This window comes from Nocardia sp. CA-120079, assembly GCF_050955745.1.
GTDB lineage: Bacteria > Actinomycetota > Actinomycetes > Mycobacteriales > Mycobacteriaceae > Nocardia.
The window spans coordinates 8,461,111-8,486,284 of the sequence record NZ_CP192088.1 but is presented as its reverse complement, the minus strand read 5'-3'; the positions used below and the strand labels follow the sequence as shown (position 1 = coordinate 8,486,284).

At 65.5% G+C, this 25,174-nt stretch carries 28 protein-coding genes; 8 read left to right on the top strand and 20 right to left on the bottom strand.

Translation table 11 applies throughout. The features are described 5' to 3' along the window. Window positions 1–326 precede the first annotated feature (326 nt). The 5 genes from ACQPYR_RS38600 to ACQPYR_RS38580 all read right to left on the bottom strand — a co-directional run bounded on the left by ACQPYR_RS38600 (window position 327) and on the right by ACQPYR_RS38580 (window position 4,874). Window positions 327–872: a hypothetical protein gene (locus ACQPYR_RS38600; protein ID WP_433624393.1), complete on the bottom strand. Its 546-nt coding sequence runs from the start codon at window positions 870–872 to the stop codon at window positions 327–329. After that, complete coding sequence (locus ACQPYR_RS38595; protein WP_433624391.1) at window positions 872–1,531, bottom strand: WXG100 family type VII secretion target; 660 nt, start codon at window positions 1,529–1,531, stop codon at window positions 872–874. Before ACQPYR_RS38595 ends, ACQPYR_RS38600 begins: the two co-directional genes overlap by 1 nt. An 80-nt stretch (window positions 1,532–1,611) precedes the next feature. Further along, window positions 1,612–1,935, bottom strand: coding sequence for a type VII secretion target (locus tag ACQPYR_RS38590; RefSeq protein ID WP_433624389.1), 324 nt, complete (start codon window positions 1,933–1,935; stop codon window positions 1,612–1,614). Between the two features lie 740 nt (window positions 1,936–2,675). Continuing rightward, entirely contained in the window at window positions 2,676–3,527 is an 852-nt protein-coding gene (locus tag ACQPYR_RS38585) for a hypothetical protein (protein ID WP_433624387.1), read from the bottom strand. A 57-nt stretch (window positions 3,528–3,584) separates the two neighbouring features. Beyond that, window positions 3,585–4,874, bottom strand: coding sequence for a D-alanyl-D-alanine carboxypeptidase family protein (locus ACQPYR_RS38580; protein ID WP_433624385.1), 1,290 nt, complete (start codon window positions 4,872–4,874; stop codon window positions 3,585–3,587). Between the two features lie 127 nt (window positions 4,875–5,001). Here ACQPYR_RS38580 and ACQPYR_RS38575 point away from each other — a divergent pair, with 127 nt between their 5' ends. Further along, window positions 5,002–6,546 (top strand): MFS transporter, encoded by a 1,545-nt coding sequence (locus ACQPYR_RS38575; protein ID WP_433624383.1) that lies wholly within the window; start codon window positions 5,002–5,004, stop codon window positions 6,544–6,546. Next, entirely contained in the window at window positions 6,536–7,141 is a 606-nt protein-coding gene (locus ACQPYR_RS38570) for a TetR family transcriptional regulator (protein WP_433523005.1), read from the top strand. Before ACQPYR_RS38575 ends, ACQPYR_RS38570 begins: the two co-directional genes overlap by 11 nt. A 21-nt stretch (window positions 7,142–7,162) precedes the next feature. Here the strand turns inward: ACQPYR_RS38570 and ACQPYR_RS38565 are convergent, their stop codons facing one another. The 3 genes from ACQPYR_RS38565 to ACQPYR_RS38555 form a co-directional block, all read right to left on the bottom strand. Beyond that, a complete protein-coding gene (locus ACQPYR_RS38565; RefSeq protein ID WP_433624381.1) occupies window positions 7,163–7,834 on the bottom strand; it encodes an ester cyclase in 672 nt (223 codons plus the stop codon). A gap of 131 nt (window positions 7,835–7,965) precedes the next feature. Next, the gene (locus ACQPYR_RS38560) at window positions 7,966–8,859 is read right to left on the bottom strand and encodes a phenylalanine 4-monooxygenase (protein ID WP_433624379.1); all 894 of its coding nucleotides are present in this window, start codon (window positions 8,857–8,859) and stop codon (window positions 7,966–7,968) included. A gap of 127 nt (window positions 8,860–8,986) precedes the next feature. Further along, the gene (locus ACQPYR_RS38555; RefSeq protein ID WP_433624377.1) at window positions 8,987–9,547 is read right to left on the bottom strand and encodes a DUF4396 domain-containing protein; all 561 of its coding nucleotides are present in this window, start codon (window positions 9,545–9,547) and stop codon (window positions 8,987–8,989) included. A gap of 118 nt (window positions 9,548–9,665) precedes the next feature. Between ACQPYR_RS38555 and ACQPYR_RS38550 the strand changes: the two genes are divergently transcribed. Further along, window positions 9,666–9,869 (top strand): type II toxin-antitoxin system VapB family antitoxin, encoded by a 204-nt coding sequence (locus tag ACQPYR_RS38550; protein ID WP_063038892.1) that lies wholly within the window; start codon window positions 9,666–9,668, stop codon window positions 9,867–9,869. A gap of 6 nt (window positions 9,870–9,875) precedes the next feature. Here ACQPYR_RS38550 and ACQPYR_RS38545 read toward each other — a convergent pair whose 3' ends face one another. Beyond that, window positions 9,876–11,393, bottom strand: a complete 1,518-nt coding sequence (locus ACQPYR_RS38545) for an alpha/beta hydrolase (RefSeq protein ID WP_433624375.1) — start codon at window positions 11,391–11,393, stop codon at window positions 9,876–9,878. Window positions 11,394–11,529: 136 nt separating this feature from the next. Between ACQPYR_RS38545 and ACQPYR_RS38540 the strand changes: the two genes are divergently transcribed. After that, the gene (locus tag ACQPYR_RS38540) at window positions 11,530–12,213 is read left to right on the top strand and encodes a JAB domain-containing protein (RefSeq protein ID WP_433624373.1); all 684 of its coding nucleotides are present in this window, start codon (window positions 11,530–11,532) and stop codon (window positions 12,211–12,213) included. 5 nt (window positions 12,214–12,218) lie between these two features. Here ACQPYR_RS38540 and ACQPYR_RS38535 read toward each other — a convergent pair whose 3' ends face one another. The 6 genes from ACQPYR_RS38535 to ACQPYR_RS38510 form a co-directional block, all read right to left on the bottom strand. After that, window positions 12,219–12,551 (bottom strand): GNAT family N-acetyltransferase, encoded by a 333-nt coding sequence (locus ACQPYR_RS38535; protein WP_433624371.1) that lies wholly within the window; start codon window positions 12,549–12,551, stop codon window positions 12,219–12,221. Window positions 12,552–12,746: 195 nt separating this feature from the next. After that, window positions 12,747–13,517 carry a succinate dehydrogenase iron-sulfur subunit gene (locus ACQPYR_RS38530; RefSeq protein ID WP_364346493.1) on the bottom strand — a complete coding sequence of 257 codons (771 nt, stop codon included), beginning with the start codon at window positions 13,515–13,517 and terminating at the stop codon, window positions 12,747–12,749. Continuing rightward, the gene (sdhA, locus tag ACQPYR_RS38525) at window positions 13,517–15,283 is read right to left on the bottom strand and encodes a succinate dehydrogenase flavoprotein subunit (protein WP_433624369.1); all 1,767 of its coding nucleotides are present in this window, start codon (window positions 15,281–15,283) and stop codon (window positions 13,517–13,519) included. The genes ACQPYR_RS38530 and sdhA overlap by 1 nt, the downstream gene beginning before the upstream one ends. 93 nt (window positions 15,284–15,376) lie before the next feature. Beyond that, complete coding sequence (locus tag ACQPYR_RS38520; RefSeq protein ID WP_040686830.1) at window positions 15,377–15,808, bottom strand: succinate dehydrogenase hydrophobic membrane anchor subunit; 432 nt, start codon at window positions 15,806–15,808, stop codon at window positions 15,377–15,379. A 4-nt stretch (window positions 15,809–15,812) separates the two neighbouring features. Then, a complete protein-coding gene (gene sdhC / locus ACQPYR_RS38515; RefSeq protein WP_433624366.1) occupies window positions 15,813–16,211 on the bottom strand; it encodes a succinate dehydrogenase, cytochrome b556 subunit in 399 nt (132 codons plus the stop codon). 556 nt (window positions 16,212–16,767) lie between these two features. Beyond that, window positions 16,768–16,980 carry a hypothetical protein gene (locus ACQPYR_RS38510; RefSeq protein WP_433624364.1) on the bottom strand — a complete coding sequence of 71 codons (213 nt, stop codon included), beginning with the start codon at window positions 16,978–16,980 and terminating at the stop codon, window positions 16,768–16,770. Between the two features lie 38 nt (window positions 16,981–17,018). On the opposite strand from ACQPYR_RS38510, the gene ACQPYR_RS38505 reads away from it, so the two are divergent. The 3 genes from ACQPYR_RS38505 to ACQPYR_RS38495 all read left to right on the top strand — a co-directional run bounded on the left by ACQPYR_RS38505 (window position 17,019) and on the right by ACQPYR_RS38495 (window position 20,546). Beyond that, window positions 17,019–17,414: a cytidine deaminase gene (locus tag ACQPYR_RS38505; protein WP_433624362.1), complete on the top strand. Its 396-nt coding sequence runs from the start codon at window positions 17,019–17,021 to the stop codon at window positions 17,412–17,414. A 411-nt stretch (window positions 17,415–17,825) separates the two neighbouring features. Continuing rightward, on the top strand, window positions 17,826–19,112 hold the full coding sequence (locus ACQPYR_RS38500) for a thymidine phosphorylase (RefSeq protein WP_433624360.1): 1,287 nt from the start codon (window positions 17,826–17,828) through the stop codon (window positions 19,110–19,112). Between the two features lie 336 nt (window positions 19,113–19,448). Next, window positions 19,449–20,546, top strand: a complete 1,098-nt coding sequence (locus ACQPYR_RS38495) for an adenosine deaminase (RefSeq protein WP_433624358.1) — start codon at window positions 19,449–19,451, stop codon at window positions 20,544–20,546. 3 nt (window positions 20,547–20,549) lie between these two features. On the opposite strand, the gene ACQPYR_RS38490 is transcribed toward ACQPYR_RS38495, so the two are convergent. The 5 genes from ACQPYR_RS38490 to ACQPYR_RS38470 all read right to left on the bottom strand — a co-directional run bounded on the left by ACQPYR_RS38490 (window position 20,550) and on the right by ACQPYR_RS38470 (window position 24,235). Next, window positions 20,550–21,821: a primosomal protein gene (locus tag ACQPYR_RS38490; protein WP_433624357.1), complete on the bottom strand. Its 1,272-nt coding sequence runs from the start codon at window positions 21,819–21,821 to the stop codon at window positions 20,550–20,552. Window positions 21,822–21,847: 26 nt separating this feature from the next. Further along, window positions 21,848–22,195, bottom strand: coding sequence for a YbaB/EbfC family nucleoid-associated protein (locus tag ACQPYR_RS38485; protein ID WP_433624355.1), 348 nt, complete (start codon window positions 22,193–22,195; stop codon window positions 21,848–21,850). Between the two features lie 231 nt (window positions 22,196–22,426). After that, on the bottom strand, window positions 22,427–22,777 hold the full coding sequence (locus tag ACQPYR_RS38480; RefSeq protein WP_040686879.1) for a hypothetical protein: 351 nt from the start codon (window positions 22,775–22,777) through the stop codon (window positions 22,427–22,429). 20 nt (window positions 22,778–22,797) lie between these two features. Beyond that, a complete protein-coding gene (locus ACQPYR_RS38475) occupies window positions 22,798–23,922 on the bottom strand; it encodes a C40 family peptidase (protein ID WP_433624353.1) in 1,125 nt (374 codons plus the stop codon). 4 nt (window positions 23,923–23,926) lie between these two features. Continuing rightward, window positions 23,927–24,235, bottom strand: a complete 309-nt coding sequence (locus ACQPYR_RS38470) for a hypothetical protein (RefSeq protein ID WP_433624351.1) — start codon at window positions 24,233–24,235, stop codon at window positions 23,927–23,929. Between the two features lie 153 nt (window positions 24,236–24,388). On the opposite strand from ACQPYR_RS38470, the gene upp reads away from it, so the two are divergent. Continuing rightward, window positions 24,389–25,012: a uracil phosphoribosyltransferase gene (upp, locus tag ACQPYR_RS38465; RefSeq protein ID WP_433624349.1), complete on the top strand. Its 624-nt coding sequence runs from the start codon at window positions 24,389–24,391 to the stop codon at window positions 25,010–25,012. Window positions 25,013–25,174 lie beyond the last annotated feature (162 nt).

Below are 25,174 nucleotides of genomic sequence, written 5' to 3'. Positions count from 1 at the left end.
ATGAAACCGCGGATGTCGATCTGTGTCGTAGAAGCAGGCCCGCACATGGCTTTGCGACACCGCCGGACGACCGTGCTCGGGACATAAGGCGGGCAGAGGCTGCGCAATTTCCAGTTCGAGTGGTTCGACGCGTAGCCGCCGGGGCGTTTTCCGCCACAGCGATCCGGTATTCGGCAAGGCGTCCCGACACCGACGCAGCCGGATCGTCACGTCGTCCTCATGCGTGAATGGCCGCTGATACACGAGCGGAGTCGGCGGTAATGGGTTCGCCTCGAAGCCGTCACCACTATTGGGGCGGTAGCAGTCACCGGCCAGGCGAGGTCGCCTCACTCGAGCCATCCGCGTTGGTTGCGGTCCTGGAAGTACAGATCGTCGTCGTCCAGGTCGTCGGGTGTGACGATCCGGTCGCGATTGGGCTTTCGAGTCCCTGGAATCACATGACCCGCAGGGCGGTCGCCGCTACTTGCGACGTTCGGGGCCGACGTGGACGGAGCTTCCTGGGAAGTGCTGGTCGGTGATTGCGCGGGCGAACTCGGAGATGGCTCTGCGGGTGGCGCAGTTTCGGGATCCTGGTTCCGGTAACTTTCGAGGATCGCGTTTCCCAGTTCGGCTTTTCGCTGGATTTCCTCGGGCGATGTCGCCGCGAAATCCGCTAGCGCCTTGGGGATGACCGCGTCGCCGAGACGCGCGAACGACTCGCTGTGCACGAGATCGCGGATGGTGCCCTTCCCTTGCAGGATCTCCTGCATTTGCGTCTTCAGATCCGGGGCGAGGCCCGGGCTGCCGGCAATGATATTCAGAGCCTTCGCAAGGTGACGTGACATGCCGACGTCGCCGCCCGCGAGATCCAGCATCGGTTCCTCGCGATTCATCAGTTCACTCCAGGATGGTCGTAGGTTCCGCCGAGACTGGGGATCTGGAATTCCATCGCGGTTCCGATGAATGCCGTGATCGTGCCGAGCGCTGCTTGTGCGGCAGCCAGCAGGGCTCCGAGGTTCTTGATTTGTTTCACAACATTGAGTGTCATCGCGAGGAGGATGGCATTGCAGACGACCTCGAGTGCGACTGCGGCCGAGGCGCCGACGCCGCTCGCCGCGGCAGCAGCTGCGGCGGCTTGCGTCAGAACCCACTGAACGACACGGTCGCCGAGTTCCAGTATTCCCGCCTGGACGGTCTGCGCGATGCCGAACGATGCCCACGCGAAGGCGGCGACAGCGTTGGAAATCTCTGTCAGAGGGTCGACCTGCCCGTCGAGGGCCGTCGTCAGTTTGGAGAAGTAATCGTTCGCGCTGCTGGCCGCATTGCCCTGCCATGATGACTCGACATTCTTCATCGCTGCTTCGATGGCGTCACCGTAGGCGGTGTTGTAAGCGGCCAGATTCTCTACCGCCTTGGCGGACTCGAGCAGCTCCTGCCAATCTCCTCCGAAATACTTCTGCACGTCTTCGATCGGGTTCCATCCGGTCAACGAGACGATGAGATTCAGGTAATAGGTAACGCTGTACGCGTTTCCCAGGACGAAGTCGACCATATTTCCTCCGGTCGACAACCAGGCCTCCACCTGCGGTTCGACCAGCTTCTCAGTCGGATCTGACGCGGTAGTGAGGTCTGTCATTTTCCAGCCTTTGTCGGGTAGGTCTTGTCGAGCGCTTCGGCCCGTGCCTTGTCGACTGTTCGGTACATGTTCGCGGCGTTCTTCAACTCCGTGGCGGATTCGCTCGTCTTGGAGCCGAGCCGTGTGTAATTCACCGCCAGTTCGGCGCAGGCTTCTTGAAGGACGCCGATGAGAGGTTTCAGGGCCAAACCGGCATTGCTTTCCAGATCGAGATAATTCTTGGCGTACTCGACCGCCTTTGCGCTTCCCACAGCGATTTCCGCCAGCTGGTCGGCCGCCTTGTCGATATCGTCTGGGGCGACCTTGAATTCGTATGTCATTCTTTGACTTTCTGTTGATGTGGCGAGAACCGCGCGTGCCGGCGCAATCCCGTTCGCTTCCGGCTGGGGTGGCGTGTCGGACGCGCGTCTACGCTGGCCGATCGATGCGCGAACTCGACCTGGCGGTAGGAGGTGAGTACCCGGGCCGGATTCCGGTGCCGGGGTGCACTTCTCGGCGCAGTGGGGGTAGTGGCCGTCGGCAGTAGAGCGTGGAAGCCGTGGATTTCGGCGCCGAGCCCTGCCACTTCGCGCGCCGTCCCGCCGAGTCGGCAGTCCACCATGCCATCGCGGTCACCCCCCTCGTGAATCGCCGTAAGAATACTTCACGTCGAGCATCCGGCCCAGGATCCGGGCACGGGCCTCATCGGTAAGGCGGGCGAGGCCACCACCTGTCGGCGCAGCGAGTGGACTGTCCGAGAACTGCCGCGACGCCAGGTCATCACCAGCGGAAAGTTCCTCCGCAGGTCGAGTTTTGGTCGACACGGAGCTGAATCCTGTTGTGTACCAGCCGATTACGACTGGAAAACGAACCTTGCCTCATGCAATCGCGCCTGCTGTGCCTCGAGAATGCGTTGGTGGCGGGGTTTTCTCGCATTTGCCGCCACCAGCGCATTGTGATCATCCGTCCAGCTATCAGTGCTCCGGGATTTGGGAGCATCGTGCGGTGTTAGAAGCCGCGGGCGGTTGATTTGGCTGGTGGGATGGGGAGTTTGGTGAGAGGTGGGTGTCCGGATGCGGTGTCAGCGTGTGTGGGGCGGAAAGTGGTGCGGCGGCTGGTTGCTGTTCGGGCGATAGCCCTGCGGCGGCGCGTGATTCGTCGAGTACGCCGGTCCAGGCTGGGGCTGATAGCTATTGGGTGTGGCCGGATTCGGGGAATACTGCGATGGATACTCTTGGGTGCCCGCCGGATACGGGTTCGGCCGGTGGCTTCCTGGCGGATACGGGTGCTGCTGTAGGCCGTGCGGTTGGTGGGCACCGGGCGGGATGGCCGGTGTCGGGCCGTGGGCCGGGTAGGTAGCAGGCGGGTATGGCTGCGCCAAGGGAATGCCGTAGTCGGGGGCGGCGACCGGAAAGGATTCGACCGGAGCCCGCCGGATCTCGGGCGACAATGCCCGCACATCGCGCCGCCGCACGGTGACTCGGGCGGGTTCATGGAGGTCGTAGTCCGGTAGGTCGTTGTCGTCGAAGAAGCAGAAGGCCGTGGCGAATCCGCGCCAAAAGTAGCCGCGCACCAGATCGGCGAAAGTCGGCCACCCGCCGTCCTGCCCGCGGATGACCACCAAGCCGAACAGCGCTTTGCCGATGGTCGCGTGGGTGACGCGCTGCACGATTACCGTATGCGCGAACGACAGCGCCGCATAGGTCGCCGCGAAGACGAGGATGACCATCCCCAGTCCCGATACGGTGGTTTTCGCGACCGCGATCGTAGCTCCGGCGTGCAGCGCGATATCGAAGAACGCCGCCGCGTTGCCGCGCAGCTCGCGCGGGGACGGATACCGAGGATCATCCGAAGCGCCGTGATACCGTGGCCCGCTCGACTCGACCCACACAAGTCCCTTGAACCGGCGCCACCCACGACCGAGAATCCCCATGCCGACGATCATGGCACACACCGGTGCATCAGAATTGCTGAAGGTGTGTGCGGTGCGCTATCGGTGGCGGCTCATGCGGCGCGCTCCGAGTAGGAGCGCGAGGACCAGGATGACGCCGCCTACCAGCAATAGCGCGCGGATGCCCGCGTGGTTGTCGGAATCGGTGGGCTGGGCCGCGTGGTCGGTGTCTTTCGGGGGTGGGGAGGCAAGTCCCGCAGTGCCTTTCGTGGATGCGGACTTGGTTTCCGGGAGCTTGCCGACGGTGGAGTTCTTCGGCAGGGCGAAACCGTAGTCGAGTAGGCGCGCGGCCTGTTCCCACGGACGTATCGGCAGCACATCGGCTTTCAGCAGCGTTACGACGAGTCTGCGGCCGTCGCGTTGGGCGGCGGCGACGAAGGTCTGCCTGGCGTCGTCGGTGTAACCGGTCTTGCCGCCGAGCGCACCGTCGTATTCGTAGAGCAGGTGGTTGTCGTTGGCGATGGGGAAGCCCGGATGGTCTTTGTCGTCAGGGTTTTTCGGGTCCTTGGGGTAGCCGGGGAAATCGATTTGCTCGGTGTGGATGAATTCGGCGAACAAGGGAATCGTCATGGCCTCGCGGAACAGCACCGTCAGGTCGTAGGCCGAGGTGCTCATACCGGGGCCGTCCAGGCCGGACGGGCTGGCGGTGCGAGTGTCCAAGGCGTACAACGACTTTGCCAGATCGTTCATCTTCTGCACCGTGGCGGCGTCGCCGCCGAGCTGGGTGGCGATGGCATGCGCGGCATCGTTGCCCGACGCCATGATCAGTGCCTGCATGAGCTGTCGGTTGGTGTAGCGGCCGCCGGGGCCGATGCCGACGCGGGTGCCGTCGGCGTTCGCGTCGTCCTGGGTTCCGGTGACGGTCTTGTTCAGGTCGAGGCTGCGCAGCGCGACGGTCGCGAGCAGCACCTTGATCGTGCTGGCGGGCCGGTAGCGCCCGTGCGGGTCCTTGGCGGCGAGCACCTCACCGGTATCGAGGTCCGAAATCTGCCAGGCCGTGGCGGAAATCTCCTGCGGCACCGGCGGTGCGCCGCGCGGGATGACGACGCCGCATTCACCCAGGCGTGAGCCGCCGACCGGTGGAATCGGCACGGCCAGCGGGGTCGGTGTCGGCTGTCCGGGTTCGGGGACCTCGGATTCGTCGATCGGATTGGGCGGCTTCGTCTTCTGCGGGCAGCTGTCGGTATTCGGGGTGCTGAACGGCGTCGTGGTGGTGGTCGGCGGCGTCGCGTGCGAGACGGTCGCGACAGGGCCCCAGGTCGCGGCCGTAATGGCCAGTGCAGAACCGAGGCAGCGTGCGACGAGGAGGCGAAGATCCCGGGTGCTCATCGGCTGCGAGCCTACTGACCGGCCGCGCGGTGGGCCGTCATGAGACACGGATGCGCCAAGTATTGACAGGTACTACTAAATGAGAGCTACTATCAAAAAGTTGTAACTATCATTTTCTGGAGGGGCTATGCAGACAGATTCGACTCGCCGCTGGTTGGCGCTGGGGGCGTTGGCCTTGGCAATGCTGACCATCGGCCTGGATATGACCGTGCTGACCGTGGCGCTGCCCACCCTCGCCGTCGACCTGAACGCGAACACCGGCGCGCTGCAGTGGTTCAGCACCGCGTACACACTGGCGCTCGCGGCCGTGATGCTGCCCGCGGGCGCGCTCGGCGACCGCTACGGCCGCAAAAAGCTGCTGCTCGGCGCGCTGGTGCTGTTCGGGGCGGCGTCGCTGGCCTGCGCCTTCGCCACAACCGCCGGTCAACTCATCGCGGCGCGGGTGGTGCTCGGCATCGCGGCGGCGGTCATGATCCCGCTATCGATGGCGGTGCTGCCGGTGCTGTTCCCGGATTCGGCGCAGCGGGCCAAGGCGATGAACATCTGGGTCACCTCGACCGCACTGGGACTGCCGCTCGGTCCGATCCTCGGCGGCTGGCTGATCGACAACTTCTGGTGGGGTTCGGTATTCCTGATCAATGTCCCTATGGTGGTGCTCGGCGTGCTGGCCATCGCGGTCCTGGTGCCGGAGTCGCGGAACCCCGATCAGCGGCCGATGGATCTGCCGGGCGTCGCACTGTCGATTCTCGGCATGGTCGGCGTCACCTATGGATTCATCCGGCTCGGTGACAAGGGTTGGGGCAATGGGCTCGGCTGGGGTGCGCTGCTCGGTGGCGTCGTGGCCGTCGCGGTCTTCATCGCGTGGCAGCGGCGCGCGAGCTTCCCGCTGGTCGATCTGGGCCTGTTCGGCAGCCCCGGCTTTCGCTGGGGCGCGGCGTTCACCGTGATCATCACCTTCGGCTTGTTCGGCCTGTTCTTCACTGTGCCGCAGTACTTTCAGGCGGTCCTCGGCGCGGATGCGCTCGGCAGCGGCGTGCGCCTGCTGCCGTTGATCGGCGGACTGCTGATCGGATCGCGACTGGGTGATCGCTTGCAGCCGAAACTGGGACCGGCGCTGATGGTGGGACTCGGCCTGACGGTGCTCGCGGTCGGCCTGGGCTTGGGCGGGCTGACCGAAGTGGGGACCTCGTACTGGTTCGTGGCCGTATGGGTCGGGTTGACCGGCGCGGGCATGGGCCTCGGACTGCCAGCCGGTATGGCGGTCGCGCTGGACAATCTCGAAGTGGCCCGTGCGGGCGTCGGCTCGGCACTGGTGCAGGCGCTGCGTCAGGCGGCGGGCACCATCGCGGTGGCGGTGCTCGGCACCGTCCTGGCTACCGTGTACCGCGGCGATCTCGGCGCATTGAATGTCGATCCGATTCGCGACAGCGTGAATGCCGGTGTGGCGGTTGCGAAGTCGACCGGCAATGCGGCGATGCTGGAGCAGGTGCAGTCCGCGTTCGTCGGCGGCATGAGCGCGATGCTGTGGGTGTGTGCGGCTCTCTGCGCGGTGGCGGCGCCGCTCGCACTGCGGGTGCTGCCGGGGCGGCCCACGGCCGTACCGCAACACGAGGAGGCGATACCGGACACGCTGGCGCCGGTCGATGGGTCAGAATCGACTCATGTCGGTTGAGCTGCCCGCGGACGGGACGGCCGCGCAGAGCCTGCGCGAGCGGAAGAAGGAACGGACCCGCCGGACGATTCGCGAAGAAGCGTTCCGGCTCTTCCGTGAGCAGGGCTATACCGAGACCACCATCGAGCAGATCGCCGCGGCGGCCGAGGTATCGCCCAGCACCTTCTTCCGCTATTTCCCCACCAAGGAACAGCTGGTGCTCGCCGACGATCTCGATCCACTGATGATCGACGCGATACGAGCCCAGCCACACGACATCCCGCCGATGACGGCGTTCCGCAATGCGGTCGCGGGGGTGTTCGCGAATCTGCCCGCAGCCGAGCTGGCGTTCGAACAGGAACGTCAGGCGCTGCTTTATCACGTCCCTGAGTTGCGCGCGGCCATCGGATTGGAACTGCAACGCGGCATCGACCTGATGGCGGGCCTGCTCGCCGACCAGATGGGCCGGGATGCGGACGATTTCGAGATACGCGTGACCGCAGGTGCCATCGCGGGAGTCGCGCTCGGCATCGCCAGGTTCAACCCGTTGAATGCCGAGAACCTCAATCGCGCACTGGATTTCCTGGAGGCGGGGTTACCGCTCGGCAAGCAGTAGTGCTGCCGAGCGGCCGAAATCCTAGGCGGACTTGGTAACCGGACACCCGTGTGCCAATGGGCCGAGCAATTTGTTGTTGTCGTAGAAGTGCTCGAGCTCGAGAATGCGCAGGTCGTCGCTGACCCTGGCGATCGTCACGCCGAACATCTCGATCAATGCGCCAGTGGGCTGGTTGCCCTTGTACTCGCCGTCGTAGCGGCCCCAGTGCCGCCAGCGGAAGGTGACCGCGGGCGGTCCGGCCAGCACCTCGAGCACCTCCCAGAAGAAGCCGTTCGGGAAGGCGGTGTGGAAGGTCTCGTGGGAGGACTCGAAGGTCTCCTGCTCGACCTCGTAGTACGGGTTATCGCCGATCAGGATGTTGTAGCTGCCGATCCTGGCGAATTCCTCGGCGTCCTGCCAAGGCCCGCCGTTGACCCGGCCTCGGTAGTGCTCGGCCACCAGCGAAACCCAGGTCGCCGGGTCCTTCTTGTGCGAGACCTCCATTTCGAAGACCCGCACCAGGTCCTCGACGACGGCCTCGAGCGAGCCCGCCGCGTGCTCGGTGGTGCGCTCGCGCGGCACGGTTTGCCTGGTCAGGTGGTAATCGGGCGCGCCGTTGCGCCAATCCTGGGCCGGCGTCGCGGCGACCACCGCGTCCCGGCCCTGTAGCCACAGCGGGGTCTCGGTTGTGGAATCTGTGGTATCAGCTGTCATTTCGGCTCTCGCCCCTTCGAAGAGATCGGACGCGAGGCAGGCTAACAGCCGGTCGGTCGGTTGTCGCGGCAGGTCTGAATTTGCCGAACGCTATGTCTCCCAGCAACTTTCGAGTTTTAAACGATGATGTGTCACATTCTACCCGCCGTGTGCAGTACCCGGCGTGGCGAATCGTCGTCCATGCTGGCGAAGAAGCCGCCGATCACATCCTCGATCTCCGAAATCGACTGTGCGCAATACAGAATCGGTTGGTAGTGCGTGATGTCGTAGACGGCGGTGCCCATGGTCGCCACGTCCAGCGGTCGCAGCTCGGCGTGCTGGAACTCCTCGATCTCGCCGTAGGAGGACAGCAATCCGGCTCCGTAGCAACGGATTTGGCCGTTCTCCCGGACCACGCCGAACTCCATGGAGAACCAGAAGACATCGGCGAGGAACTTGAGCGCCGTATCGGTGGTCAGCCGGGCGACGGCCGCGCCGACCGCCTCGTAGATGGCGGCGAAACGCGGGCTGGCTATCTGATTGGCGTGCCCAATGATCTCGTGGATGGCGTCGGGTTCCGGGGTGTACAGCGGGGCCGAATGGTGCCGGATGTACTGGGTGGAGTGGAAGGTGCGGTCGGCGAAGGACCCGAAGAATTCGCGCAGCGGCACCAGGCCGGCGGCCGGCGCATAGCGGAATCCGGTCAGCGGGACCAGTGCCGCGGAAACCTCGTCGAGCTGTGGAATGTGATCGCTCGGCAAGTTGAGCCGAGCCGCGGCCGCGAGCACCTCGGTGGCGGCGTACTTCTGGTGTTTGCGTGCGAGTTCGGCCGACACGATGCGCCACACCTGTTGTTCCTCATCGGTGTAGTCGATCTGTGGCGCGGGTTTACCCGGTGCGTAATCCAGCGCGAGCGCGGCGATCGCATTGCGGCGGTCGCGGTAATCGGGATCGTGCACGCCGGGGTGCTCGTCGCTCAGGTGCACCATGACATCGCCATCGCCGGATCGGGTCACCGGCGAGTACAGCCGAGCTTCGGTGAACATACGTCGATGCAAGCACCGCGGGGTCTTTGCGACAACAAAAGCCCGCCCAGCTGGTCAAACTGTATAGCTGGACGGGCTTGTTCGCGTGATGACCGGCAGCGGACCGCCTCCTGCGGCGGCGAGCTGTTCAGTGGTGACCGTGCAATTCGTGCACCACCGCGTGGCCTTTGCCGCGGCCGATCATCCATTTGTTGACCGGCGTGGTGAGGATGAAGGCCACCACCAGGGAGAAGGCGAGCGTCGCCCAGAACATGACCGTGTCCAGGTGTGCGTCCATGGCGCCGGGCACGGCGAGGATGACGGCATTGTCGACGATTTCCATGACCGTGATCGAGACCGTATCGGCGGCCAGCGCGGTGGTGATGGCGGCGGCCAGCGGCAGACCCGCCTTCAGTACGCCGCGCATGGTCAGCGCGTAGCCGAAGAAGAAGGCGAGCACGATCGCCAGCACCATGGTCGAGGTGTTGTTCCAGCCGAGTGCCGTGCCGATCACCATGCCGAGGATTTCGCCGATCGCGCAGCCGGTGAGGCAGTGCAGGGTGGCCTGGGCGGCCATCTGCCAGGACGCCGGAGCCCGATGCTCGGTGTTTGCGTGCTGAGTATGCCCGGCGGCTGCCGCATGCGCGGAATGTGCTGTATGCCCGGCATGTTCGTGGTGTTCGACGGGCGTTCCGTGCTCGTGCTCCATGTCGGGAACTATACCCCCGTAGGGTAATTAGTCAAATGTGAATTCCGACGTTGTGCCCGATTTGCCACACATGAGCGGACCGGATAAAGCAATATGGCGAATGTACGAAGGAGGGCGCATGAAATCCGTGCGGATCGATCTCGACCAGAAACTGCTCGCCGCCGCGGCCGCCATCATGGGTACGTCGACGAGCAGCGCCACCATCAACGAGGCGCTGCGCCGAATCGTCGTGCACGAGCGGCAACTTCACCAACTGCAGCGATTGGCTGCCGGTGTGCTGTCCCCTCTGCCCGGACCCGAGATCGCGGTTGCCGACGGCTGATCTCGCTCACCGCGCCGGGCAGCGCAGCCCTTCCTGGGGCGGGGTCAGCTCGATCAGGTACTTCAGGACCGGTACGTCGACGCATTCGACGCCGTCCAGGAACGAACCATGTTGGATGCCTTCATAAGTGACCAACGTGGCACCCAGCGCGCGGGCGAGATTCGTCGCGCCCTGGTACGGCGTGACCGGATCGCCGGTGGAGGAGACGACCACCAACTTCGGCAGGCCGGCAACTGTCGGGGTATGCGGGCGGCTGGTCGGTGGAACGGGCCAGAAGGTGCAGGCGTCGAACGGAACCCAATCGGCCGCGCGGCCGCTGTCGAACGCCGGGGCAGCGGCGCGGACCCGCCGTGCCAGTTCGAGCGCGCTCGCTCGATCGATGATCCGCCGGTCGTCGAGGCAGCTCACGGCGGTTCTGTATCCGGTGTCCACCGACTCGGGCGCGAGATAGCTGTCGGCCAGTGCGAGCAGGATATCGCCGTGGCCCTTGGTCAGTTCGGTGAGGCCGCGGGTCAGCACCGGCCACGCCTTCGAGGTGTACATGGTCGAGATCACCCCGGTCGTCGCGTCCGAATAGCCGAGGCCGCGACCGTCGTTCGTGGTGGCGGGGCGGTCGGCCAGCGGCCGCAGCAATGCCGCCATGCGCTCGGACGCCTTGACCGGATCGGTGCCGATCGGACAGTCCGGCGTTTTGACGCAGTCGGCGGCGTACGCGTCGAAAGCCCGCTGCATACCGGCATAGACGATCACCGGATCGGCGATATCGGTGGCCGGATCGGCCGCGCCGTCCAGGACCATGGCACGCACCCGATCCGGGAACATCTCGGCATAGGTCGAGCCGAGTCGGGTGCCGTAGGAAACGCCGAAGTAGGTCAGCTTCTCCTCACCGAGTGCCGTGCGGACGATGTCGAGGTCGGCGGCTGATTCGGCAGTCCCGACATGTGACAGCAACGCTAATCCGGTGCGCTGCACGCATTTCGCGGCCAGCTCCATGCTGTTGTGTTCGGCCTGCGACATCCAGAAGGGCAGGTATTCCCCTGCCAGACCGGCACGTTCGGCCGCCAACTCCTCGGGCGTACTGCAAACGAGCTTCGGCGTCGACGCGCCGAGTCCGCGCAGATCGATGCCGATCACATCGAAGCGTTGCGCCAGCGGTGTCTGCGCGAGGTCGGCGGGCCGCGTCAGGCCGATACCGCCGGGACCGCCCGGGTTGGTGAGGATCGAGGCGACCTTCTGTCCGCGTGCGCGTAACCGCGAGATCGCGAGGCGCGCGGTTTTGCCATCGGGCTCGGCGTAATCGATGGGAACAGTGACGCGGGCGCATTCAAGTCCGGTGCGGTTCGCGCCGTTCTCGAAACCGTCGCACGAACCCCACACCAGCGTTTGGTGGTAGTACTTGCCGATGCCCGGGGTGTCGTCGAGGTGCGGGCTCTGCTCGGATGGGGCCTGCGCACTGCAGGCGGCCGCGAGAAAGAATGCGGCGAGTCCGATGTGACGCGCACTCCGCCTGCGCCAGTTGAACATTCGACCCCCATGGTTGGACCTGCGCACTCAGTCTGCCCGACCCGGTCGCGGTGCGCAGACCATTGTCGCCATCGCATCCGGCCTGTCGGTGGGTGCTGGCATGATGCGGAGATCGCATCGGATTCGAGGGGGATTGATGTCGGTACCCATCGCCAAACTGCCATCCGGCCAACGTCCACGCGAACGGCTGCTCACCCTCGGTCCGCACGCGCTCAGCGACAGCGAATTGCTCGCCGTGCTGCTGCGCCAAGGTCGCCGCGGTGAAAGCGCACTGGACATGGCCGCCGAACTGATCGCCGAGCACGGCGGCGTCGCCGGTCTGGCGGCCGCGCGGCCGGAGGAATTATCGCGGCGTGCGGGTGTGGGGGATGCCAAGGCGGCGGCCATCATCGCCGCCTTCCACCTCGGCACCAGGGCGCGCAACAGTCCGGAGACCGCCCCACGCCTGGACGGCGCCGCCGACGTCGTCCGGGTGGCGCTGCCGCTGTTCGCGGGCGCCCGCGTCGAACGGCTGCTGGTGCTGGTGTGCGATGCGCAGAATCGCTTGCGGCACAAGGTATTCGTCGCCGAGGGGGCGATCGATCAGGTCGCCGTCCCGGTCCGGGAAATCCTGAATACCGTGCTGCGCCACGACGGTCGCGCCTTCGCGGTCGTGCACAATCACCCCTCCGGCGACCCGGTCCCCAGCTTCGACGATCGTCGTGCGACCACGCTGCTCATGGAATCCGCCCGCACCGTCGGCCTGCGCTTCCTGGACCACGTGGTGATCGCGGGGGACGGGTGGGCCAGTGCCGCACCGCTGCACCGGTCCGGTGGGTGATGTGGTCAGCGGGGCAGTGCCGGAATGCGATGCAGCAGTGCGGGTGTCGGCTCGTCGACACTCGCCGCGAAGTCGTCGTGCCTGGTGACCCACCGCACCACGAACGGACACACCGGCACGATCCGGCGGCCGCTCGCCACCGTGTCCGCGAGCGCGTCGTGGATCAGAATGCTGCCCAATCCCCTTCCGCCGAAGGCCGGATCGACTTCTGTCGCATAGAAGACACGATGTACACCGTCATCGAAATACAGCTCCTCGCCGACGGTCGTGCCATCGAGCCGGATCTCGTACGCATTGCGCGCGGGAACGCCGACTACCTCTACTTTCTCTCCACTCATGCCCCCTGGAACGTATCCGTACCGCCGTTTATTGCGCAGACGACAAAGGCAGCTGGTGACTGGATGCAGATGTGTTCGATACGAGCGAACGGCCTTTGGTTGGCACGGCCGATGAGCGCACGAATAGCGAAGGCCGCCTGCATCCGAAGATGTAGGCGGCCTTCGGTTTTCGGGCCGGTGAGGTTGGTCCAGGAGTCAGCGGGCGAACAGCAGTGCGCGCTTGACTTCCTGGATGGCCTTGGTGACCTCGATGCCGCGAGGGCAGGCGTCGGTGCAGTTGAAGGTGGTGCGGCAGCGCCAGACACCTTCGACGTCGTTGAGGATATCGAGGCGTTCGCGGGCGCCTTCGTCGCGGCTGTCGAAGATGAAGCGGTGTGCGTTCACGATCGCGGCCGGGCCGAAGTAGCTGCCATCGCTCCAGTACACGGGGCAGGAGGTGGTGCAGCAGGCGCACAGGATGCACTTGGTGGTGTCGTCGAACCGGGCGCGGTCGGCCTGGCTCTGGATGCGCTCGCGGGTGGGCTCGTTACCCGAGGTGATCAGGTAGGGCTTCACGGCACGGAACGCGTCGAAGAACGGCTCCATGTTGACCACGAGGTCCTTCTCCACGGGCAGGCCGCGGATCGGCTCGACGGTGATGGTGAGGGACTTGCCGCTCTTGGGCAGCATGTCCTTCATCAGCACCTTGCAGGCCAGCCGGTTCACGCCGTTGATCCGCATGGCGTCCGAACCGCAGACACCGTGCGCGCACGAGCGCCGGAAGGTGAGCGTGCCGTCCAGGTAGGACTTGATGTAGATGAGCACGTTCAGGAAGCGGTCGGTCGGCAGGACCGGCACCTGGAAGGTCTCCCAGTGCGCGCCCTTGTCGTCCTCCGGGTTGAACCGGGCGACCTTGACGTCGACCATGACCGAGCCCTCGGGCACCGGTGCGGCCTTCTGCGGGGGTGTTTCGAGTACGGCAGTCATCAGTACTTACGCTCCATCGGCTCGTAGCGGGTCTGCACCACCGGCTTGAAGTCGAGGCGGATATCGGAGATGAGCTCCGCGCCCTCCTTGTAGGCCATCGTGTGCCGCATGAAGTTGACGTCGTCGCGGTCCGGGTAGTCCTCGCGGGCGTGGCCGCCGCGCGATTCCTTGCGGTTGAGCGCGCCCACCACGGTGACCTCGGCCAGCTCGAGCAGGAAGCCCAGCTCGACGGCCTCGAGCAGGTCGCTGTTGTAACGCTTGCCCTTGTCCTGCACCGTGATTCGGGTGTAGCGCTCCTTGAGCGCGTGGATATCGGTGAGCGCCTGCTTGAGGGTGTCCTCGGTGCGGAAGACCGCGGCGTTCATATCCATCGTGTACTGCAGTTCGGTGCGGATATCCGCGACGCGCTCGTTGCCGTGTTCGGACAGCAGCATGGCCAGCCAGTTCTGCACCATCTGCGCCGGGTTCTCCGGCATCTCGACGAACTCGGTGCGCTGGGCGTACTCCGCGGCGGCGATGCCGGAGCGGCGGCCGAAGACATTGATGTCGAGCAGCGAGTTGGTGCCGAGACGGTTGGAGCCGTGCACCGAGACGCACGCGCACTCGCCGGCGGCGTACAGGCCGGGCACCACATCGGTGTTGTTGCGCAGCACCTCGCCGCGGATCCGGGTCGGGATGCCACCCATCACGTAGTGACAGGTCGGCATGACCGGCACCAGTTCCTTCACCGGGTCCACACCCAGGTAGGTGCGCGCGAATTCGGTGATGTCGGGCAGCTTTTCCTCGAGCACGTCCTCGCCGAGGTGGGTCACGTCGATGTAGACGTAGTCCTTGTTCGGTCCGGCGCCGCGGCCCTCGAGCACCTCGAGCACCATCGAGCGGGCGACGATGTCACGCGGCGCGAGGTCCTTGATGGTGGGGGCGTAGCGCTCCATGAAGCGCTCACCGCTGGCGTTGCGCAGGATGCCGCCCTCACCGCGGACGGCCTCCGAGATCAGAATGCCCAGGCCGGCCAGGCCTGTCGGGTGGAACTGGTGGAACTCCATGTCCTCCAGCGGCAGACCCTTGCGGAACACGATCGCCATACCGTCACCGGTCAGCGTGTGCGCGTTCGAGGTGGTCTTGTACATCCGGCCGGAACCGCCGGTGGCGAAGATGATCGACTTCGCGTGGAAGACGTGCAGTTCGCCGGTGGCCAGCTCGTAGGCGACCACACCGGTCGCGACCGGACCGCGCTCGGTTTCGGACATGACCAGGTCGAGCACATAGAACTCGTTGAAGAACTCCACGTCGTGCTTGACGCAGTTCTGGTAAAGCGTCTGCAGGATCATGTGGCCGGTGCGGTCGGCGGCGTAGCACGCGCGGCGGACCGGGGCCTTGCCGTGATCGCGGGTGTGACCACCGAAGCGCCGCTGGTCGATCTTGCCCTCGGGCGTGCGGTTGAACGGCAGGCCCATCTTCTCCAGGTCCATCACCGCGTCGATGGCCTCCTTGGCCATGATCTCCGCGGCGTCCTGGTCGACCAGGTAGTCACCACCCTTGACGGTGTCGAAGGTGTGCCATTCCCAGTTGTCTTCTTCGACATTGGCCAGCGCGGCGCACATGCCACCCTGTGCAGCACCGGTATGGCTGCGGGTCGGGTAGAGCTTCGTCAGAACGGCGGTGCGGGCCCGGGGACCGGCCTCGATCGCCGCGCGCATACCGGCGCCACCGGCACCGACGATGACGACGTCGTAGCGGTGCTCCTGAATCCGGGATTCACTCATGCCTGCACCTCGCTGCGCTCGGCTCCGGCATGTGTGAAACACGCTGTGTCGATGATTCGTTCGCTGCGCTCGCTCATCGGAGTTCGCCTGTTCCTAACTGATGTTGGGGTCGAAGGTGAAGATGACGTAGGTGCCGACGCCCACGATCAGAATCATCGAAATGGCCAGCAGGGTGTTCAGCCAGAACCGGGTCGAGTCCTTGCGCGAGTAGTCCGCGATCACCGTGCGCAGGCCGTTGCCGCCGTGCAGCTGGGCCAGCCAGAGCATGCTCAGATCCCAGAACTGCCAGAACGGGCTGGACCAGCGGCCGGCCACGAAGGCGAAGTTCAGCCGCTTCACGCCGCCGTCGAGCAGCAGCATGATCGTCATGTGGCCGAGGACCAGCACGATCAGCAGCAGGCCGGAGAAGCGCATGAACAGCCACGCGTACTTCTCGAAGTTGTTGTTGGAGCGGGCACGCGGCGAGCGGGGCAGATCCAGGCTCGCGGGCCGGTCGTACGACTTACCGAGAACAGGTGCGCTCATCGTTTCAGTGCTCCGTGAACAGGTAGAAGAACTGGCGGCCGACGGCCGGAACCACCAGCAGGAACCAGATGGCGAGAATCACCCAGAGCATCGTCTTCTGGTACTTCGGGCCCTTGCCCCAGAAGTCGACCAGGATCACGCGTACGCCGTTGAGCGCGTGGAACAGCACGCAGACGACAAGGCCCATCTCCATCAGCGCGACGATGGGGTTCTTGTAGGTCTCGATGGCGTGGTCGTAGGTATCGGGGCTGACCCGAACGAGTGCGGTGTCCAAGACGTGCACGAAGAGGAAGAAGAAGATGGTGACACCGGTGATCCGGTGCAGCGCCCACGACCACATTCCGGGGTCGCCTCGGTACAGCGTCTTCCGCTTCGGCTGTGCCGGAGCTTCTATCGTGGTCATAGAGTGCGGTGCCTCCAACGTCGTTGATGGACCCGGTTGCAAGTCCGAGGCAGGCGACGTGGATGTAAATGCCCAGGTGGCTGCGCTTTGCTGCTCCAAATAGCTCGCGCGGGGCCCGCCGCCGGGAACCTGAACCGATCTGTTCTGGACTCTAATCCCCTCGCAATCGCGGAACTAATTCGGTAGGCCGTGCGTTGCGCTACAGTCGAGCGAGTTAGGTTTACCTTTCTTGATGTGTAAACGGTTGCGCCGTGGCCCCTGCGCGGGCAAGTGCGGCTAGGCCCCGGAGGGGCTGCCGATATCGGAATTCGACTGAAGAATCTTGCGCGACAAGGCAATTCAAGTTATGTGCATTGTCTATGCGTCGAACTCGCGGTTTCCGGTCGGCGCCGGGGCTCTCAGTTCGACGGGCGGAATTGTGAGCGTCGGCAATGTGGAAAATGTCTCATTCGACGGGCGATAACCTACTGATCGGTAACAGAAAACTATCGCAGATTCCGGTCGGCGACAGCCGAATTTCGCTACGACGGCCATCGGCGTCGTTCCAGCAATCGCGTCATGAGTTCGCGATCCGCAGGACGCCCCCGGTGACCAGGATCGTGTGTTCGGCGCCATCGGGGTCCTCGGTCTGCACGCCGAACAACAGCACCGCAATGATCAGGCCGATCGGAAGCAGCCGGGATCTGGTCAGGTCCACGCTCAGGCGTGGGGCGAGCCGGGCGACATCGGGTCGGGACGGGAGAATTCGACCAGCCGAGCCGCCGGCCATACCGAAACCGACCCTGGACCACGGAAGGTAGCGAACACGTGGATATCGACTGGAAATTATTGCGGACCAGCGCATATGAGGTCATGCAGCGGGCGTACGCGCCGTATTCTCGATTCCCGGTCGGGGCGGCCGGGCTGGTCGACGGCCGAGTGGTCGTCGGGTGCAATGTGGAGAACGTTTCCTATGGATTGGGCCTGTGCGCCGAATGCGTACTGATCGGGAACCTGTTCGCGGGCGGCGGTGGCCGGTTGCTCGCACTCTCGGTCACCGATTCCCGCGGCGAAATCCTGATGCCCTGTGGGCGTTGCCGACAGCTGCTCTACGAGCACGGCGGTGCCGAACTTCTGGTGGACCACAAGACCGGACCCGTGCCGCTTCGAACCCTGCTCCCCGACGCCTTCGGACCCGAAGATCTGGATGCCGGGCAGACCTAGGTCGCTCTCAGCAATCACCTTCGAACGATGCGTCGATTTCGTCGTCGGTAGGCATCTCGACGTCGGTGAGCTGAATCGGCGGTAGCCCATCCGCTCCGGGACGGCGTCGATCTCGTCGTCGGTTGTCACCGTGGCCTGCGAGATTTCGTCGGACGGCGAGGTGTTCGAGAATGCGGCAGCAGCTTCGTCTTTGGACGATTTCGATTGCGGTGACTCGTCACGTGAGCTTCAACTGGGATTCGCCGAAGCCCGCTTCGGCCTCGCGGATGCGGGCCTCGAGATCCGTCACGTGGCGGTCCAGGTGTGCGTGCGTCATCGTTCCCCCAACGTCGACTCGATGATGCGCAGAGGCTATCGACGGGCACCGACAAGTTCCAGGGGGCGAGCGCGTTACGTGCCAGACTTGCCGGTGTGACGGCAGTGGACGCGGTTTCGATCATTACGACCAAGCGGGACGGCGGGGAGCTGTCGGATGCGCAGATCGATTGGGTGGTGGATGGATTCACCAACGCAGCGGTGGCCGACGAGCAGATGGCGGCGTTGGCGATGGCCATCATGTGGCGGGGGATGACGCGTCGGGAGACCGCGCGGTGGACGAATGCCATGATCGCGTCAGGGCGTCGGATGGACTTCACCGATCTTGCGCGGCCGACAGTGGACAAGCACTCGACCGGCGGGGTGGGGGACAAGATCACGTTGCCGCTGGCTCCGTTGGTCGCGGCGTGTGGGGCCGCTGTGCCGCAGCTTTCCGGGCGCGGGTTGGGGCATACCGGCGGGACGCTGGACAAGCTGGAGGCGATCCCGGGGTGGCGGGCCGATGTGCCGGTGGCGCGGATGCGGGAGATCCTGTCCGATCCTGGCATCGGCGCGGTCGTGTGTGCGGCGGGTGCCGATCTCGCCCCCGCCGATAAGCGGCTGTACGCGTTGCGCGATGTCACGGGGACCGTCGAATCCATACCGCTGATCGCCAGCTCGATCATGAGCAAGAAGATCGCCGAAGGGACCGCGGCGCTCGTACTCGATGTGAAGGTCGGCTCCGGAGCCTTCCTGAAAACCCTGGACGGCGCGCGCGAATTGGCAACGGCCATGGTCGAACTCGGCACCGATGCCGGGGTGCGGACGGTGGCATTGCTGACCGCGATGGACACTCCGCTCGGACGCACTGCTGGCAATGCACTCGAGGTCGCCGAATCCGTGGACGTGCTCGCGGGCGGCGGCCCCGCCGACATCGTCGAGCTGACGCTCACCCTCGCCCGCGAGATGGTCGCCCAGGCCGGACTCGATATCGACCCGGCCGACGCTCTCGCCGATGGTCGCGCAATGGACCATTGGCGCGCCATGGTTCAGGCCCAAGGCGGCGACCCGGACGCGCCACTGCCGCGCGCGAAGCACACCGAAATCATTCGGGCCGAACGAGACGGTGTGCTCACCCGCCTCGATGCGATGGCCGTCGGCATCGCGACCTGGCGACTCGGCGCGGGGCGAGCCCGTCAGGGCGACCCCGTCCAATTCGGCGCAGGCATCGAAATGCACGCCAAACCAGGCGATTTCGTAACTACAGGCGAGCCCCTGCTCACCCTGCACACCGACACGCCGGAGGCCTTTCCCGGCGCCCTCGCCGCTCTCGAGAACTCGTTCACCATCGGAACCGCGCCCCCACCGCAAGCCCCCTTGATCCTGGACCGCATCGCCCCCTGACACCACCGGCCACTCCCACTGCCGAATTCGCCCGGCGCGCCATTTCGTCGGCATGCGTGGCGCGCCGACTCAGTGCGTCGGTATGTGCCGTCCGTTCGGCGAACGCCGGCGACACCTTCGAGTCCGAATGCGAGTCGAGCGCACCGAGCTGGGGGCAAAAGGTTTGCGGCAAGCAGGCAGGAAACCGACCGCTACGTTAATTCTTGGCTGGTTAAAGGGGCTTTCCGGTACTCGAGGTCCGCTCGAGCAGGGACATTGCGGGTTATGTCTCGGGTGGGGTTGGCGGAGAGCGCAATCACAGCCGCATGAATGGGTCCGTGCGGCTAACGTGTGGTCATGACAGGACCGATGCCTTTGACCCTTGCCTCGATCCGCCAAGCTCCCAAGGCGCTGCTGCACGATCATCTCGACGGTGGTCTGCGGCCCGCGACAGTTCTGGAGCTCGCCGCCGATTGCGGTTACGACGACCTACCCGCCGACAATGAGACCGAACTGGCGGCGTGGTTCCGCGATGCGGCCGACAGCGGCTCGCTCGAGCTCTATCTGGAGACCTTCGCGCACACCGTCGCGGTTATGCAGACCCCCGAGGGCCTGCGCCGCGTGGCTCGGGAATGTGCGGAAGACCTCGCCGCCGACAGCGTGGTCTATGCCGAAGTACGCTTCGCGCCCGAACAGCATCTCGAGCGCGGTCTGACCCTGGACGAGGTGGTCGAGCACACCCTCGCCGGATTCCGCGAGGGTGCGGCGGCCGCGGCCGAGGCCGGTCGCCCGATCGTGGTGATCTGCCTGCTCACCGCGATGCGGCATGCGGCGCGTTCGCGCGAGATCGCCGAACTCGCGGTGCGGTGGCGCGACCGTGGCGTCGGCGGTTTCGATATCGCGGGCGCGGAAGCGGGCTTCCCGCCCAGCCGTCACCTGGACGCCTTCGAATACATGCGAGCCAACAGCGCGCATTTCACCATTCACGCAGGTGAGGCGTTCGGGCTGCCGTCCATCCACGAGGCGCTGGCGTTCTGCGGCTGCGATCGGCTCGGCCACGGTGTGCGGATCACCGACGACATCACCGTTCCCGGCGCGATCGAGGACGCGCAACTCGGACTGGTCGCGAACTACGTGCGGGATATGCGAATTCCGCTCGAGCTCTGTCCCTCGTCGAATGTGCAGACCGGCGCGGTCCCCTCACTCGACAAGCATCCGTTCGACCTGCTGGCGCGGCTGCGCTTCCGCGTCACCGTGAACACCGACAACCGCCTGATGAGCGACACCAGCATGAGCCAGGAAATGCTCAAGCTGGTAGACACCTTCGGCTACGGCTGGAGCGACCTCGAACGCTTCACCATCAATGCGATGAAGTCCGCGTTCATCCCGTTCCCCGAACGTCTGCGCATCATCGACGACATCATCAAGCCGGGTTACGCCGTCCTGCTCGGCTAGCCCCTACTTCTGCTGCGTGAGCCTGGACTCGAAGTTGCGCTCCAGGTCCCGCCAGCTCTGGGCCTCCGCGGTGAACGGCGGGTTCGGTGCCAGGCGGGTCGGGTCCGGGTTCAGCAGATAGGAGACGTACCAGCCGAGCGGGGTGGACTGCGCCAGCGCCTGCTCCACCGTGTCGTCGTCGGCGTAATCGGCTGCGTCGGTGAACAATTCGACCGCCAGATCGAGCTGTTCGATATCGACCGCCTCCGGGCCCTCGCTCAGATCGTCGGCGAGACCGGGCAGGACGTAGACGTTCTCATCGGTCACCTCGACCTCGAGCGAACCGTCGACGGCGGCGGTCTGCACATCGGTGTAGGTGCTCACCCGCGCCAGCTCGTGCTCATGGTCATCGGCCAGGTAGCGGGCCAGCGCACGCTCGGAGCCGAATACGGTGATGGAACCATTCTTGCCGAGGAAGATCGGCTCGTCGTCGAGGTAGCAGCGCAGCGTGAAGTAGGTGCCGTCGGAGGTGACGATCTTGACCGGGTCGATGCCGACCTCGTGCCAGAACGACTCGTCTCCCTCCTCCTCTTCGTCTTCTTCCTCGTCCTCGTCGTCCGCATCGAGGTCAACGGATTCGAACTCCTCGTCCTCCTCGCTGTCGGCCGCGTCATCGGCGTCGACGACGTTCTCCTCCGCGGCGAGCAGTTCGGCTTCCGCGACCGCGACGGCTTCGGCATCGACCTCGGGGGTCTGCACCACGGAGTCGATGGCATCGAGGACATCGTCCCAGCCCTTGGCGATGGCGGCACCGATCTGATCCCACAGCTCCTCGCCGTCGCGCCCGACGAAGGCGCTCACGCCGCTGGCCAGCGCGCCGACCACCGGATGGGAGCCGAAGAACTTGGTCACCGTCTCCAGCTCGCACACCTCACCGATGTTGCGCACCATGCTGAGCGTGTCGTCGAGCTCGGCGATGGTGTCCACATCGGGATCGCTCGCGACCAGCTCCGGGACCCCGACCAGATCGAAGGTGAAGTTCTCCTCCGGCTCCAGTTCGACCGCCGACAGCCCGGCCACGACCTTCCACGCCGGATGGTCCACGAGATCGTTATCGGAGTTGGTCCGGATGAATGCGGCCAGCTCCGCAACGGTCTCGAAACCGTACAGCGAGTCCTCGTGTCCGAGGAACGCCTCCCACTCGTCATCACCGTCGCGCCAGCGCGGTGCCCACAGGGTGACGAGATCGCCGTCGGTCAGGCCGAGCTCGATCGGGACGATGTCTCCAGAAGCCATGTGCGGAAGCCTATCGACCTTCCGAGTCAGTGACTATCCGGCCCGCCCCCAACGCTTCCCGGGGCACCCTCCGGCGACCCCGCGAACGACTCGTTCAGTGTCGCAACGACCTTCGATCGCTGCGTGCCGGCGTCCTCGGCGGCCTGGCGACAGGCCCATACGATCAGCTGGCCGACCTCGGCGGGCGGCAGTGAGGTGACCGACTCCGACAGGCTCAGCGCGACCAAGGCGCCATCGCTGTTCACCTCGACGCTGACCGTGCCGTCCTCGGTCCGGAACCGGCCGTGCACCTGCTTGAGGCCGTACAGCGCGGCCTCGAGCGCTTCCAGTTTCGCCGTCGCGTTGGCGACCAACGCGTCCATCTCAGCGCTCATGCCTGCGCCTCGCTGGCGCTCGGCTCCGGCATGAGCGCTGGCGCGCCTGTGTTCATGATTCGTTCGCTCCGCTCACTCATGTGCCTGCGCCTCGCTGGCGCTCGGCTCCGGCATGAGCGCTGGCGCGCCTGTGTTCATGATTCGTTCGCTCCGCTCACTCATGTGCCTGCGCCCCCCTGGTGCTCGGCTCCGGCATGACTGCTGTGGCAGCTGTGCTCATTGTTCGCTCGCTCAAACCGGCCTCATCCAGCTCGTCGGTCCCGTGTCCGCGTCATCGATCCGGTCCAGTTCGTCTACCGCGGCTTGGCGGGTCGGCAGGCCGAGCTTGTCCAGAATGTCGGCGGGCATACCCGCCTCGGCGAGCAGCTCGCGGCGGCGGGCTCGGGCGGCGACGGTAGAGCGCTTGGTCAGTCGCAGGATCTCGTCGGCCAGAGTCTGTGCGCCGTAACGGTATTCGCTGCGTTCGAACTTGATCTCGATCGGCATGCCCTGGTCGGTGGCCCGGACCGAGATGGTGCCCGACCGGTTGGTGCTCGACGCCACCGTGACATTGGGTATCGGTGGGGTCTGGGGCTGGGACATTATTCGTTCGCTCCGCTCACTTATGAGGTCGGCCGGTAGAAGCCATAGAAGTTCATACCCATGTTGTCGGTCCGAACCGAGCTGATCTGGACCGGATTACCGGCCTCGACGAACTGCCCGTTGCCGACCACCATCGCGACGTGGCCATCCCACACTGCCAGATCGCCCGGCATCAGATCGCCCGGCGAAACCTGCATGTGGCCGTTGCCCTGTTCCTGCGCCAACCGGGGCAGGTCGACACCGGCCTCGCCGTACGCGTACTTGGTGAGACCACTGCAGTCCAGTCCGGCGCCGGGCGTATTGCCACCCCACACATAAGGCGTGCCGACCGCGCCGATGGCCGCCTTGACCGCCGTCGCCGCCTTCTCGTTCGGGGCTTCCACGACGCTGCCGTCGGGCAAGGTGATCTTCACGCCCTTACCTGAGGCCGACGACTGGCCGGTCCCGGTCGTGGTGCTGGTACTCGGTTTGGAACTGGATGCCGTGCTCGCGGTCGTCGTGCTGGCTTTGCTCGCGGTGCTCATCAGGCTGCTGAGCACGCCGCCGGCGCCGCTCGCGACACTGCTCACCGTCGATGACAATTGCGAGGCGCCCTGGGTGGCGGTGCCGACCGTGCCTGCGACATTGGACAGCGACGGCGTCGACGGCGCCGGAGTCAGCTCGTTCATCGACGCGGTCTGGGTATCGAGTTCGTTGCGTACGCGGCCGACCACATTCAGCCCCTGACCGATGTGGTCGATCGCGGAGCCGACGAGCACCGTCAGTCCCTCGGGGGTGGCCAGCGCCGGACCGAGACTGGTGGCCTGGTTCACGAACGACTGGACGATCCCGTTCAGCTCCTTCTGGCCCGTTTCGACCTGCGCGGCAGCCTGATTCACGACTGTGGCCATGTCGTTGCCGCGGTCGGAAATGGTGGCGGCAGAGGTCTGCACCCGCAGCGCCTTCGCCGTAACGGCATCGGCCGCCGCACCGTCCCATGCGTTGTTCACCTGGTTGATGCTGTTGCGGCCGACCGCGTGCACCTGGTCGACGGCGGTCGAGGTGGAGGTCAGTGCGTCGGCGGGCCCGCCGGTGGGCAGGACGCCGGTACCGAAGCTGGAGAGCAGATCGAGCAGTGGCTGGACCAGGGCGCTGACATCGATCACGGCGTCACCCGTCCAGTCCGGTGGCATTCAGCCCGGCGGCATTGTTCAGGTCGGTTTCCTCGAGTACGACGGCCGAAGAAGCTGCCGCACCACCCATACTCGCGAGCACCGCCGACAACTGACCGATCGAGGCGACATGCCCGGCATGGGCCGCAGCGTAGGCGGCCATGAAATCGCCGCCGATCAAGCCCATTATGGGGCCGAGGAGAGTGGGATCGGCGGCCGCGGCGCTCACTGCGGCGGCGGCGAGATCACCTGACATCGTCGCGGCCGTCGCGCCGTAGGCGGTGATGCCCTCGGTGTCGGCCGACATCTTTCGCACAGTGCTTCCCCCATCTGTTGTTCCCAGGCAGAGTACGTCATCCACCTAGTTCGACGCGCTGCCTTACCGATCGGTTCCAGCCGTTCGAAAAAAATTCGGGTGGAGGTTTGCCGCCGAACTCGTCTTCGACCTTATCGTTCCAACATGCGCACGCACACCGTGGACCATCCACTCGCCGCCGCCCTGCTGACCACGATGCGCGATGCGGGCACGGCCAATCCGGCCTTCCGCGCCGCACTGCGTGATCTCACCGGAATCCTGATCTACGAGGCGCTGCGCGACGCGCCGGTGATCCACTTCCCGATCACCACACCGGTATCCGACACCGAGGGAACGCGATTGGCGCAGCCACCGCTGCTGGTTCCGGTGCTGCGCGCCGGACTCGGCATGGTCGACGCGGCCGCCGAACTCATTCCGGACGCGCGGGTCGGTTTCGTCGGCATCGCGCGCGACGAAACCACCCATCAGCCGGTGCCGTACATGGAATCGCTGCCCGCCGACCTCTCCGAGATGCCGGTCTTCGTACTCGACCCGATGCTGGCCACCGGCGGTTCGATGCGCCACACCCTGGCGTTGCTCGCCGCTCGCGGGGCCACCGACATCACCGCGGTCTGTGTCGTAGCCGCCCCCGAAGGCATTGCCGCTCTTGCCGATTCGGGATTTCCGGTGCGCCTGGTCACCGCGGTCGTCGACATCGGCCTCAACTCCGACGCCTACATCGTCCCCGGCCTCGGCGACGCTGGCGACCGTCAATTCGGCCCCCGCTGAGCCACTTTCGCGTCGAATATGTCGGAGAAGGTCCGTTCCGGCATTGCTCGGTAGCGAACGGACACGGGAGCACTCGGCCGCTGCCGTCGAAGAGCCCCATGCCGGGTCTGTTTCGAGATCCCTGGTGGTTCGCTCGGCGGCCGAGTCCGCGATGATGGCCCT

Excerpts from the sequence above, each read along its gene's own strand:
- ACQPYR_RS38600 (WP_433624393.1), bottom strand. The coding sequence starts at position 872 with ATGAATCGCGAGGAACCGATGCTGGATCTCGCGGGCGGCGACGTCGGC.
- ACQPYR_RS38595 (WP_433624391.1), bottom strand. The coding sequence starts at position 1,531 with ATGGTCGACTTCGTCCTGGGAAACGCGTACAGCGTTACCTATTACCTG.
- ACQPYR_RS38590 (WP_433624389.1), bottom strand. The coding sequence starts at position 1,935 with ATGACATACGAATTCAAGGTCGCCCCAGACGATATCGACAAGGCGGCC.
- ACQPYR_RS38585 (WP_433624387.1), bottom strand. The coding sequence starts at position 3,527 with ATGGGGATTCTCGGTCGTGGGTGGCGCCGGTTCAAGGGACTTGTGTGG.
- ACQPYR_RS38580 (WP_433624385.1), bottom strand. The coding sequence starts at position 4,874 with ATGAGCACCCGGGATCTTCGCCTCCTCGTCGCACGCTGCCTCGGTTCT.
- ACQPYR_RS38575 (WP_433624383.1), top strand. The coding sequence starts at position 5,002 with ATGCAGACAGATTCGACTCGCCGCTGGTTGGCGCTGGGGGCGTTGGCC.
- ACQPYR_RS38570 (WP_433523005.1), top strand. The coding sequence starts at position 6,536 with ATGTCGGTTGAGCTGCCCGCGGACGGGACGGCCGCGCAGAGCCTGCGC.
- ACQPYR_RS38565 (WP_433624381.1), bottom strand. The coding sequence starts at position 7,834 with ATGACAGCTGATACCACAGATTCCACAACCGAGACCCCGCTGTGGCTA.
- ACQPYR_RS38560 (WP_433624379.1), bottom strand. The coding sequence starts at position 8,859 with ATGTTCACCGAAGCTCGGCTGTACTCGCCGGTGACCCGATCCGGCGAT.
- ACQPYR_RS38555 (WP_433624377.1), bottom strand. The coding sequence starts at position 9,547 with ATGGAGCACGAGCACGGAACGCCCGTCGAACACCACGAACATGCCGGG.
- ACQPYR_RS38550 (WP_063038892.1), top strand. The coding sequence starts at position 9,666 with ATGAAATCCGTGCGGATCGATCTCGACCAGAAACTGCTCGCCGCCGCG.
- ACQPYR_RS38545 (WP_433624375.1), bottom strand. The coding sequence starts at position 11,393 with ATGTTCAACTGGCGCAGGCGGAGTGCGCGTCACATCGGACTCGCCGCA.
- ACQPYR_RS38540 (WP_433624373.1), top strand. The coding sequence starts at position 11,530 with ATGTCGGTACCCATCGCCAAACTGCCATCCGGCCAACGTCCACGCGAA.
- ACQPYR_RS38535 (WP_433624371.1), bottom strand. The coding sequence starts at position 12,551 with ATGAGTGGAGAGAAAGTAGAGGTAGTCGGCGTTCCCGCGCGCAATGCG.
- ACQPYR_RS38530 (WP_364346493.1), bottom strand. The coding sequence starts at position 13,517 with ATGACTGCCGTACTCGAAACACCCCCGCAGAAGGCCGCACCGGTGCCC.
- sdhA (WP_433624369.1), bottom strand. The coding sequence starts at position 15,283 with ATGAGTGAATCCCGGATTCAGGAGCACCGCTACGACGTCGTCATCGTC.
- ACQPYR_RS38520 (WP_040686830.1), bottom strand. The coding sequence starts at position 15,808 with ATGAGCGCACCTGTTCTCGGTAAGTCGTACGACCGGCCCGCGAGCCTG.
- sdhC (WP_433624366.1), bottom strand. The coding sequence starts at position 16,211 with ATGACCACGATAGAAGCTCCGGCACAGCCGAAGCGGAAGACGCTGTAC.
- ACQPYR_RS38510 (WP_433624364.1), bottom strand. The coding sequence starts at position 16,980 with ATGGCCGGCGGCTCGGCTGGTCGAATTCTCCCGTCCCGACCCGATGTC.
- ACQPYR_RS38495 (WP_433624358.1), top strand. The coding sequence starts at position 19,449 with ATGACAGGACCGATGCCTTTGACCCTTGCCTCGATCCGCCAAGCTCCC.
- ACQPYR_RS38490 (WP_433624357.1), bottom strand. The coding sequence starts at position 21,821 with ATGGCTTCTGGAGACATCGTCCCGATCGAGCTCGGCCTGACCGACGGC.
- ACQPYR_RS38485 (WP_433624355.1), bottom strand. The coding sequence starts at position 22,195 with ATGAGCGCTGAGATGGACGCGTTGGTCGCCAACGCGACGGCGAAACTG.
- ACQPYR_RS38480 (WP_040686879.1), bottom strand. The coding sequence starts at position 22,777 with ATGTCCCAGCCCCAGACCCCACCGATACCCAATGTCACGGTGGCGTCG.
- ACQPYR_RS38470 (WP_433624351.1), bottom strand. The coding sequence starts at position 24,235 with ATGTCGGCCGACACCGAGGGCATCACCGCCTACGGCGCGACGGCCGCG.
- upp (WP_433624349.1), top strand. The coding sequence starts at position 24,389 with ATGCGCACGCACACCGTGGACCATCCACTCGCCGCCGCCCTGCTGACC.